This is a genomic window from Streptomyces sp. NPDC001668, assembly GCF_042893155.1.
Classification (GTDB): Bacteria; Actinomycetota; Actinomycetes; order Streptomycetales; family Streptomycetaceae; genus Streptomyces.
Genome location: NZ_JBIAUQ010000031.1, coordinates 1 through 10,220 on the forward strand (window position 1 = coordinate 1; position 10,220 = coordinate 10,220).

The following is a 10,220-nucleotide window of genomic DNA, read 5'->3' on the forward strand; positions in this document are numbered from 1 at the left end:
GTCGGGGTCGAAGCTTCGTGGTCTGGCCATGCATCGAAGGTAAAGCCGACCCACCCTTCTTGACAACCCAGTACAGAACCATCTAGGTTCCTTACCGTTCAGTCCATAACCGTCCTGAGCTCACCGAACAGGGTGCGTGCACGCCTGGCGCGATGACTGGCCGGCGCCGACATCAACAGGATGCCGGCCACCGCGGACACCGACACAGCCTCCAGAGGATGGCCGAGGGAAGCCCCGAAGCGGCCACACGATGATCTTCACCTTCGTCGGTGAGGAAACCGATCAGATTCCAGACGGCTTTCCGTCATGCCGAGCAAGCAAGGAAAAAAATGAGTACCAGCATCGACCGCGGGGCGCCCGCCTCCGGAAAAAGAGACTCGGGCCTTCGCGGCTCACATGCCGTGCGCTGGTGGGTGCTGGTCGTCATTGGCGTGGCACAGCTCATGGTCATGCTCGATGCCACCGTCGTGAACATCGCGCTGCCCGAAGCACAGCACGACCTCGGCTTCAGCGACGGCAGCCGGCAGTGGGTCATCACGGGGTACGCGCTGGCGTTCGGCAGCCTGCTGCTGCTCGGTGGTCGGCTCGGTGACCTGTTGGGCCGACGTACCCTCTTCGTGATCGGCCTGGCAGGTTTCGGGGCCGCGTCCGTCGTCGGCGGCTCGGCCGGCAGCTTCGAGATCCTCGTCGCGGCACGTGTGGCCCAGGGCCTCTTCGCCGCGGTGCTCGCCCCCGCGGCCCTCTCACTGCTCAGTGTGACCTTCACCGAACCGTCCGAGAGGGCGAAGGCCTTCGGTATCTTCAGTGCGCTGGGTGGTGCGGGCGGTGCGGTCGGGCTGCTGGTCGGCGGCATGCTCACCGAATGGGCGTCGTGGCGCTGGGTGATGTACGTGAACGTCGCCTTCGCGGTCCCCGCTCTGATCGGTGCCATGCTGCTGCTGGCCAAGCCCGTGATCAACAAGAAGCCCAAACTCGACATTCCGGGCATCGTCGTGGTGAGCGCCGCGCTGTTCGCCATCGTCTACGGGTTCGCGCACGTCGAGTCCACCAGCTGGACCGACCCGGTCGCCCTCGGCTCCATGATCGTCGGTGCGGTGCTGCTCGCGTTGTTCGTCTGGCTGGAGTCCAGGGTCGCGCATCCGCTGCTGCCGCTGCGCCTCGTGCTGGACCGGACCCGCGGTGGTTCGTTCGCCGCGGTGTTCGTCCTGGGCATGGGGATGTTCTCGATCTTCCTGTTCCTGACCTACTACTTCGCGGCCAGCCTCGGCTACTCGCCGATCAAGACCGGTCTGGCGTTCCTGCCGATGGTGGCGGGCGTCGTCGCGTCGTCGACCACGATGCCTTCGCTGGTGCTGCCCAGGGTCGGCCCGAAGATCGTCGTCAGCGCCGGCTTCCTGGTCGCCGCGGCCGGTATGGCCTTGCTGACCCGCCTCGAGCTGGACAGCACCTACGCCGCCCACATCATGCCCGGCCTGATCCTGCTGGGTCTCGGCATCGGTGCCGTGATGAGCACCTCGATCCAGGGAGCGACCTCAGGCATTCACCACGAGGACGCGGGTGTCGCCTCGGCGTTGATCAACACCGGTCAGCAAATCGGAGGCTCCATCAGCACGGCGCTACTGACCACCATTGCCTCGTCAGCCGCGACCGACTACCTCACTTCGCACAAGCCCGGCGCACTGGCCGCGGCGCAGGCCGGGGTCGAGGGCTACACGGCCACCCTGGCATGGGGCTCCGGGTTCTTCGTGGTCGGTGCGGTGATCGCCGCGTTCCTGATCCCGAATCGGGCTCTGGCGCCGTCCGAGGGCGAGCCCGTGATGGCCCACTGAGCCTGGATCCACCCCACAGATGCCCTGCCACCTGCGATGACCGTTGTTCTCAGGTCACGAACCAGCACAGGAAAGCAGGGCATCTCCAGGGTTCCACCGCGACCGTCCCGCCCCGCGAATCCATGACAGGGCCTTCTCCGCGATGAACCTCACCACCCGCCACCCGCGCACCGGAGAACTGCTGTCCACGGCGCAGTCCATGGTGCAACCAGACCCAGCAGGAGGCACTCGCATGAAACGACGTACATTCCTCGGCGCGACCACCGCATCGCTGGCCGCCACCCAACTCGCCGGGCCCGCCCACGCCACCAGTTCAACCGCCGGCCCAACCGCCGGTCAGTACACGGTCGTCGCCCGCTTCTGGGGCTCGATGCCCACAGGTGTCACCGTCTCACGCCAGGGCCGTGTCTTCGTCAACTTCCCCCGCTGGGGCGACGACGTCCCGTTCACCGTCGCCGAACTGCGGCAAGGGAAGCCGGTGGCGTACCCCGACGCCGAGGTGAACCGCGAGGACGCCTCCGACCTGGCCGGGCACTTCCAGTCGGTGCAGAGCGTCGTCGTCGATGGGGCCGACCGGCTGTGGATCCTCGACACCGGAAACCCGCTGTTCGCCGGGTCCTCCTACGGCGGCCCGAAGCTCGTTGCGGTCGACCTGGGCACCGACCGGATCGTACGGAAGATCCTCTTCCCGCCCGAGGTGGTGCCGTCGAACAGCTACCCCAACGACGTGCGCTTCGACCTGCGGCGCGGCGCCGAGGGCATGGCGTTCATCACCGACTCGGGCGGCTCCAACGGCATCATCGTGGTCGACCTCGCCACGGGCCGTTCCTGGCGGCGACTGGCCGGGCGGCCCTCAGTGCTCCCCGACGAGCAGTTCCTTCCCGTCATCGAGGGCGACCCCCTCATGATCCGCCCAGCGGACGGCGAACCCACCTACTACGAGACCGGCTCCGACGGCATCGCCCTCAGCGCCGACGGCAAGCGCCTCTACTACTCCCCCCTGTCCAGCCGCCGACTGCACAGCGTGGCCACCGACGCCCTCGCCGACCCCGACGCCACCGACGCCGAGGTGGCGGCGACGGTCGAGGACCACGGGTTCAAGCCGATGGCCGACGGCCTGGAGAGCGACGACAAGGGACGGCTCTACGGCGGCGACCTGGAACACAACTCCATCTGGCGCAGGAATCCGGACGGCACCTGCCGCACCCTCGCCCAGGGCACCGACCTCATCTGGGTCGACACCCTGTCCGTCGCCTCGGACCGGCACCTGTACGCCACCGCCAACCAGCTCAACCGGATGTCGCTCTTCCACGAGGGCGAGGATCTGCGCCGCAAGCCCTATCTCCTGGTCCGCCTGCCGATCGACGCCGGACCGGTCAGGCTCGTGTGACCTCTCCGGCCCGCGTCGCGTGACTGCCTGGTCGCTGTCCCTGTCCGGACCGGCCACGCACACCCCGCTCGTCCATGCCTTCGGGAGCTTCCACCCGCGCTCCTGCACGATGCGGTACAACACCCCCGACGCGACCGCGCTCGCCGGCCCAGGGCTCGACCACGGGGCCTGGGTGCCGCTGAATGACCATGTACCCGCTGGCCGAGGAGGGTGTGCTGGTGAACGGCTCCGGCTTTGTCACGCACGGGCTGCCGTTCATCACCCGTACGATGTTCGAAGGCCAAGTCCCGGGCTGGTCAGCCGACTTCGACGCCGGGGCCGCCGATGCCCTCGCGCGCGGCGCTGTGGACGAACTCGCCGCGTTCCGGACGAGGGCGCCCGGTGTGCCGTACGCCCATCCGACCGTCGACCGCTACATCCCGCTGTTCCTCACCCTGAGCGCCGCCGCGTACCCCGACCGGTCGGTGCGGACCACCGTCGAGGGGTACACGATCGGCTTCTCCGAGCGCTCGTTCCAGACCGCCCTGTGACACCGACAGCCGTGTGACGACAACACCGAATCAGATCACCTTCATTGGAGACACGAACATGACCGAAGCCGCAGACCGGATCATCGACGCCCTGCGCAGCGGGCACGACCACCTCGCCGCCGTGGTGCACGGACTCACCGCCGCCGATCTCACCCGCCCGTCCGGCGCGTCGGAGTGGGACGTCTCCCAGGTGCTCAGCCATCTGGGCAGCGGCGCCGAAATAGGCCTGGCCGCCCTGGAGGGCGCGACGGACGGTACGGGTGCCCCCGACGGCGACTTCAACAAGTCGGTGTGGGCCCGCTGGGACGCGATGACCCCGGCCGAGCGCGCCGGAGGCTTCGTCACCGCCAACCAGGCGCTGGTCGAACGCTACGAGGGCCTCGACGCGGGGGCCCGCAGCGGCCTCAGGATCGACCTCGGCTTCCTGCCCGCGCCGGTGGACGTCGCGACCGCGGCGGGGCTCCGGCTCAGTGAGTTCGCCCACCACTCGTGGGACGTCGAGGTGGCCTTCGACCCGTCGACGACCCTGGCGTCCGCCGCGACCGGGCCGCTCCTCGACCAGGCCGGCATGATGCTGGGCTTCCTCGGCAAGGCGGACGCCCTGGAGAACCGCCCCGTCGCCGTCGCGGTGCACACCACCGCACCCGAGCGCACCTTCGGTCTCTCGGTCGGCGAGACGGTCGCGCTCACCGGCGAACCCGAGAACGCCGACGCCGTGCTGACGGCCCCCGCCGAGTGGTGGCTGCGACTCGTCACCGGCCGGCACGCCCCCGCCCACACCCCGCCCTCCGTGACCCTCACCGGCGACACCGTCACCCTCGACGACCTGCGCAGGGTCTTCCCCGGGTTCTGAGCCCGGCGGCGAGCAACGGGCACGGAAACACGCCCTGGCCCGCGCGCATTCACCCGCCTCTCAGCCCTGCCCCGGCCGGCCACCTGACCGCAGCACTGTCCCTGCCCTTCCGCGACCCGAGGAACCCATGCCCGCCCCTCGACCAGCAACCCAAATGGCGGCAGTCGGCTTCGCTGGTCTCGATCTCGTACAGGGCTGTCGTCACCACGGGGCGCTCACGTCTTCGAGGAGGGTCGCCAGGAGCTCGCAAGCGTCGTCCTCGTGCGGGGTCCCTGTAGGAGGCGTGATCGCTGACGTGGAACACCGTGTCCTTCGCGGTGACCGTGTACCCGGGCCGACGTGGACGGCGTAGTGCGTGGGTTTCATGCCGACGTCGTCGGGAATGTCCAGGCCCGCCGCGCACACCCCGGCGTCCCCCGCGATGAGCACGGCACGGGTCTCGCGGACGCGGGGCCGTCCCAGCACACCGGAGAGACGGGTCAGCTCGTCGTCCCGGCCCCGGGGTCGATTCCGGTGTCCTTGGTCATGAGGGCTCCAGGGCCGGGTCAGGGACGGGGTCGGGGTCGGTGGCGGTGAGGGGGAGCAGCACCTGGAAGCGGGTGTCGCCGGGTACGGACTCGACTTTCAGGTCGCCGTGGTGCTTGTTGACGACGATCCGCCAGGAGATGTCGAGCCCCAGCCCGGTGCCCTCGCCCACCGGTTTGGTGGTGAAGAACGGGTCGAAGATCCGGCCGCGGATCTCGGCCGGCACTCCCGGGCCCGTGTCGCGGAACTCCACCAGCAGCCGGTCGTGCACCACAGCGGTGCGGACGGTCAACGTCCCTTCGCCGCCCGCGCTGTTGATGGCCTGCACCGCGTTGTCGATCAGGTTGGTCCACACCTGTTTCAGTTCGGCGGGGTAGGCGGGAATCCTCGGCACCGAACGGTCGTACTCCTTCACGACCTTGACCTGGGGACCGATCTTGCCCGACAGCATCAGCAGCGTGCTGTCGAGGAGTTCGTGGACATCGGTGACCTGGTGGGGGGCGCGGTCCAGCTGCGAGTACTGCTTGGCCGCGTCGACGAGGTGCGAGATCCGGGTGGTGGAGTCCTCGATCTCGGACATCAACAGCTCGGCCTCGACCGTGTAGTTGAGGCACTCGATGGCACTGGGCAGGATGTCCTGCTCGCCGACGGCCGCCGCGACCTGCTCCAGCCAGTCGACGTCGAGACCGCCCTGCACGAAGGTCGGCGCGATCTGCCAGCCGTTCGGGACGCCGTGGTCGTCCAGCCAGTCGGCGAGTTCGTCCTCCCGGTCGGACGCTTCGAGCGGGCTCAGTGCCGGCGCCTTGGAGACCCGCTCGGCCGTACGCTCCTGGAGGTCGACCAGGGCCTTCAGGGCGTCGCGGTGGTAGGGGCCCGAGGCGATGACGCCGAGTTTGTTGCGCATGTGCGCGACCCGGTCCCTGAGCGCCGAGGTGGCCCGTGCGGCGGCCGCGGCCGGGTTGTTGAGCTCGTGGGTGAGACCCGCGGACAACGAGCCCAGCGCCAGCAGCCGTTCGCGCTGCCCGACGGCCCGCTGAAAGGTCTGCGAACCGAGAGTGAGCCCCTCCAGGAGATGGACCGCCATCGGAAACCACTCGTGCATGAAGTTCGCGAACGACTCGGCGGGAAGGACGAAGAACCGCGTCGGCTCCGACACCCGCAGCGAGTTCATGTACCGCTGCGGTTTCCCGTCCCCGAAGTACGCCATCACGGCCCCCGCGTACACCCCTGGCTGGGACGTGCGGCTGACCTCGATGTCGTCGCCGCCCACCCGGCGCGACATGACGAGCGTGCCCTCGATCATCACGTAGAAGCAGGTCGCCGGGTCACCTTCGGTGAACACCGGTCCGGGGTCGAACAGTTCGACCCGTCCCTCGCCGCACAGCCTGTCGAGCTGCTCGTCGCTGAGCTTCTCGAAGAGGAACAGTGAGCTGATCTCCGCCGCGCTGCACGGCATCGGCTGCCCGCTCACGACTGCTCCAGGTACCGGTGGACGAGCATCACGGCCATGGCTCCCTCTCCGACGGCGGACGCGACCCGCTTGGCGGACTCCGCGCGCGCGTCCCCGGCGACGAACACGCCGGGGATGTTGGTCTCCAGGTGGTACGGCGGCCGGTCCAGCTCCCAGCCCGTCGGAGGCCGCCCGTCGGCGGTCAGATCGGGCCCGGCCAGGATGAACCCGTGCTCGTCCCGCGACACCGTGCCGTCCAGCCAGTCGGTCAGTGGGGCCGCGCCGATGAACACGAACAGCCACTGTGCGTCGACCCGTTCGGTCTGCCCGCTCGTCGTGTCGCGCAACGTCAGCTGTTCCAGCTGGCTTTCGCCGTGCGCGGCCTCGACGACCGTGTGGGCCCGTACGAAGATGTTCGGCGACTGGGCGATCTGCTGGATCAGGTAGTGCGACATCGACGCGGTGAGGTCCGCTCCGCGCACCAGCAGGGTGACCGACTTGGCGCCCCGGGACAGGTACATCGCCGCCTGCCCGGCCGAGTTGGCGCCGCCGACGATGTACACGTCGTGGCCCTGGCAGGCGGCCGCCTCGGTGAGCGCGGACCCGTAGAACACCCCGCGGCCCGACAACTCGTCGGCACCCGGCGCCTGAAGCTGCCGGTAGGACACACCGGTCGCCAGGATCACGCTGTGCGCCGCGATCGTCGACCCGTCCGCGAACCGTACGAGCCGCGCCGCGCCGCTCGCCTCCAGACCGGTCACCTCACGCGCGGAGAGGATCTCGGCGCCGAACTTCGTGGCCTGGCGTCGCGCCCGGTCGGTGAGCTGGGCGCCCGAGACACCGTCCGGGAAGCCCAGGTAGTTCTCGATCCGGGAGCTCTGCCCGGCCTGCCCGCCGGTCGCCGACCGCTCCACGAGCACCGTCCGCAGGCCCTCCGAGGCCCCGTACACGGCCGCACCGAGCCCGGCAGGCCCGCCGCCGATGACGACCAGGTCGTAGAAGTCGGCCGTGGGTGTCGTCGCCAGCCCCACGTGCGCGGCCAGTTCGGGCACCTCCGGCTCGACGAGCGCCGTACCGTCCGCCGAGATCACCACCGGCAGCCGCTGCCCGTCCTCGCCCGCCGCGGCCAGCAGCCGCCGGCCCTCGGGCTCCTCGGTGGAGTACCAGCGGTACGGCACCTGGTTGCGGGCCAGGAACTCCCGCACGTCCGAGGAGCGCGCCGACCACCGGTGACCGACGACCTTGGTGGCGGGCACCGGCCGGAAGTCGCTGCGCCGCCACGTCTCCAGCAGGTCGTCCAGGACCGGGTAGAGCTTCTCCTCCGGCGGGTCCCACGGCTTGAGGAGGTAGTGGTCGAGGTCGACGACGTTGATCGCGTCGATCGCCGCGTTCGTGTCCGCGTACGCGGTCAGCAGCACGCGCCGGGCACCCGGATGGATGTCCAGGGCCTGTTCGAGGAACTCGATGCCGTTCATCTGCGGCATCCGGTAGTCGGCCAGGATCACCGCGACCAGATCACCGCGCAGCTTCAGCTCCCGCAGCGCCTCCAGCGCGGACTCACCGGACTCCGCGCGCACGATCCGGTACGACCCGCCGTAGCGCCGCCGCAGGTCACGGGCGACGGCCCGGGACACCCCGGGATCGTCGTCCACGGTCATGATGACGGTCCGCGCCGATTCGGCGGCCTGTTCCATATGTCCTCCACCCCGAGTGATGTGATCCGTTACTTGGCCCATGCCGCGATCCGTTCCGCGATCGCCTCGGGGGCCTCGATGTGCAGGAAGTGACCGACGTCGGGGACGACCTCCATCGCGTGCGGGGCAGCGAACCGATGACCGTCGTCGACCTTCGGGGGGAGGAAGCAGCCGTCGTCGGCACCGTAAAGCTGCAACAGGGGCACCTCGATCGGCTGAGACAGGCGGCGCGTCGCCCCAATCATGCTGGGTCGCAGCATCGCCCGGTAGTACTTCAGAGGCGCGGGCATGCTCGCCCGCAGGTGCTCGTGCAGCTCCGCCCGGAGAGCTGGATCGAGCGAGAGGCCGGGCGACCACTGACGCCAGAGGCGGTCGATGAAGGCGAGATCGCGGGCGCCGACCATCCAGCCGCTTCCCGGCAGTTGGAAGAGCCCCATGTACCAGATCCGGCGCAGCTGAGCGAGACGCGGCCGGCTCAGAAACGTGACGGGGTGGGGGACTGCGAGCGTGACCGCGCGTTCGATCCGCTCCGGGGCGGTGACGACGGCATCGTAGGTGATCAGGGAGCCCCAGTCGTGGCCGACCAACTCCACGGGCCGCCCGGGAGACCAGCGGTCGATCAGCGCGAGCACGTCGCCGGTGAGGGAGGCGAAGTCGAACGGTCCCGCGGTCGGGGACGGCGCGTAACCGCGAAGCCAGGGTGCGATGACGTGACGTCCCTGGCGGGCGAGCTCGGCGAGGAAGGGCTTCGCGGTCGGCGGGTGGTCCGGGAAGCCGTGCAGGACGACCGTCGGCTGACCATCGGGGTCACCACCCTGCAGCGCGTGAAAGGTGCCGTGCGGCAGGTCGAAGGTGACGTGTTCGAATTCCATGGGTGTCAGCCGTTTCCAGGAGCGGTGGGACGAGAGAGGCTGATGCCGGCTTCAGTGTCTCTGGCTTTGGACATGTGCGTCTTTTCGGGCGCCGGGTGTAGTGCGGGGTCAGCCGGCCAGTCGGTTGAGCTTGCGGATCTGGCTGTCGAAGGCGCGCGAGGGCACGATCCGGCGCAGGAGGCTGACGCGCCTGGCCATCGGGCCGGCGGTGTACCGGAGCTTGGGCTTGGAATCGGTGGCGGCCGCGACGATCACCTTCGCGACGACGTCCGGGTGGTCGGCGTTGCGCACGGCCGTGGCCAGCACGTCCCGGGAGACCTCCCGCTGGGCGGCGTAGACCGGCAGGGGCGAGTCGGGTGCCATGCTGCTCGCCTCGAAACTCGTGTTGGTGTAGGCCGGCTCGACCAGCAGCATCCGCACGCCGTGCTCGCGGAGCTCGTGGTCGACGGACTCGGAGTAGCCCTCGACCGCGTGCTTGGTGGCGGCGTAGACGGCCATGAAGGGGGCTGGGATCAGACCGAGTACCGAGGCGACGTTGACCACGCGGCCACTGCGCTGGGCGCGCATGTGGGGCAGCACCGCGTTGGTCATCCGCATCAGGCCGAAGACGTTGATGTCGAAGACCTCCTTGGCCTGGTCGATCGAGCTCTCCTCGCCGGCGCCGACCGCGCCCACGCCCGCGTTGTTGACCAGGACGTCGATCCGGCCGAAGCGATCGATCACCTCCCCGACCAGGGCGCGGACCGAGTCGTCGCTGGCCACGTCGAGATCGAGGAACGTCACCCCGGCGATCGGCTTCGCTTTCGCCGCGTTGCGGCTCGTGCCGACCACCGCGAAGCCGGCGCCCACGAGGGCGAGCGCCGCCGCCCGTCCGATCCCGGAGGAGGCACCCGTCACGAGGGCCACTGGGGAAGTTGTCTGCATGGTGGTTCCTTCGGTCGCGAGCCTGTTCGGTGAGCTCAGGACGGTTATGGACTGAACAGTAAGGAACCTAGATGGTTCTGTACTGGGTTGTCAAGAAGGGTGGGTCGGCTTTACCTTCGATGCATGGCCAGACCACGAAGCTTCGACCCCGAC

General features: G+C 69.3%; 8 protein-coding genes. 4 read left to right on the forward strand and 4 right to left on the reverse strand.

Features of this window, described 5'->3' with window-relative positions; all coding sequences use genetic code 11:
- Positions 1-329 precede the first annotated feature (329 nt).
- From ACFYZ8_RS44695 to ACFYZ8_RS44710, 4 genes are all read left to right on the forward strand, one after another.
- A complete protein-coding gene (locus ACFYZ8_RS44695) occupies positions 330-1,829 on the forward strand; it encodes an MFS transporter (protein ID WP_359040585.1) in 1,500 nt (499 codons plus the stop codon).
- A 232-nt stretch (positions 1,830-2,061) separates the two neighbouring features.
- Positions 2,062-3,219, forward strand: coding sequence for an L-dopachrome tautomerase-related protein (locus tag ACFYZ8_RS44700; protein ID WP_388542545.1), 1,158 nt, complete (start codon positions 2,062-2,064; stop codon positions 3,217-3,219).
- 182 nt (positions 3,220-3,401) lie between these two features.
- On the forward strand, positions 3,402-3,749 hold the full coding sequence (locus ACFYZ8_RS44705; RefSeq protein ID WP_388542543.1) for a hypothetical protein: 348 nt from the start codon (positions 3,402-3,404) through the stop codon (positions 3,747-3,749).
- A 58-nt stretch (positions 3,750-3,807) separates the two neighbouring features.
- The gene (locus tag ACFYZ8_RS44710; RefSeq protein ID WP_388542541.1) at positions 3,808-4,602 is read left to right on the forward strand and encodes a maleylpyruvate isomerase family mycothiol-dependent enzyme; all 795 of its coding nucleotides are present in this window, start codon (positions 3,808-3,810) and stop codon (positions 4,600-4,602) included.
- Positions 4,603-5,125: 523 nt separating this feature from the next.
- On the opposite strand, the gene ACFYZ8_RS44715 is transcribed toward ACFYZ8_RS44710, so the two are convergent.
- The 4 genes from ACFYZ8_RS44715 to ACFYZ8_RS44730 all read right to left on the reverse strand — a co-directional run bounded on the left by ACFYZ8_RS44715 (position 5,126) and on the right by ACFYZ8_RS44730 (position 10,067).
- A complete protein-coding gene (locus tag ACFYZ8_RS44715) occupies positions 5,126-6,598 on the reverse strand; it encodes an ATP-binding protein (protein ID WP_388542539.1) in 1,473 nt (490 codons plus the stop codon).
- Positions 6,595-8,271 (reverse strand): FAD-dependent oxidoreductase, encoded by a 1,677-nt coding sequence (locus ACFYZ8_RS44720; protein WP_388542537.1) that lies wholly within the window; start codon positions 8,269-8,271, stop codon positions 6,595-6,597. Before ACFYZ8_RS44720 ends, ACFYZ8_RS44715 begins: the two co-directional genes overlap by 4 nt.
- 29 nt (positions 8,272-8,300) lie before the next feature.
- Positions 8,301-9,143: an alpha/beta fold hydrolase gene (locus ACFYZ8_RS44725; protein ID WP_359040581.1), complete on the reverse strand. Its 843-nt coding sequence runs from the start codon at positions 9,141-9,143 to the stop codon at positions 8,301-8,303.
- A 108-nt stretch (positions 9,144-9,251) separates the two neighbouring features.
- The gene (locus ACFYZ8_RS44730; RefSeq protein ID WP_388542535.1) at positions 9,252-10,067 is read right to left on the reverse strand and encodes an oxidoreductase; all 816 of its coding nucleotides are present in this window, start codon (positions 10,065-10,067) and stop codon (positions 9,252-9,254) included.
- Positions 10,068-10,220: the final 153 nt, after the last annotated feature.

Excerpts from the sequence above, each read along its gene's own strand:
- ACFYZ8_RS44695 (WP_359040585.1), top strand. The coding sequence starts at position 330 with ATGAGTACCAGCATCGACCGCGGGGCGCCCGCCTCCGGAAAAAGAGAC.
- ACFYZ8_RS44700 (WP_388542545.1), top strand. The coding sequence starts at position 2,062 with ATGAAACGACGTACATTCCTCGGCGCGACCACCGCATCGCTGGCCGCC.
- ACFYZ8_RS44705 (WP_388542543.1), top strand. The coding sequence starts at position 3,402 with ATGACCATGTACCCGCTGGCCGAGGAGGGTGTGCTGGTGAACGGCTCC.
- ACFYZ8_RS44710 (WP_388542541.1), top strand. The coding sequence starts at position 3,808 with ATGACCGAAGCCGCAGACCGGATCATCGACGCCCTGCGCAGCGGGCAC.
- ACFYZ8_RS44720 (WP_388542537.1), bottom strand. The coding sequence starts at position 8,271 with ATGGAACAGGCCGCCGAATCGGCGCGGACCGTCATCATGACCGTGGAC.
- ACFYZ8_RS44725 (WP_359040581.1), bottom strand. The coding sequence starts at position 9,143 with ATGGAATTCGAACACGTCACCTTCGACCTGCCGCACGGCACCTTTCAC.
- ACFYZ8_RS44730 (WP_388542535.1), bottom strand. The coding sequence starts at position 10,067 with ATGCAGACAACTTCCCCAGTGGCCCTCGTGACGGGTGCCTCCTCCGGG.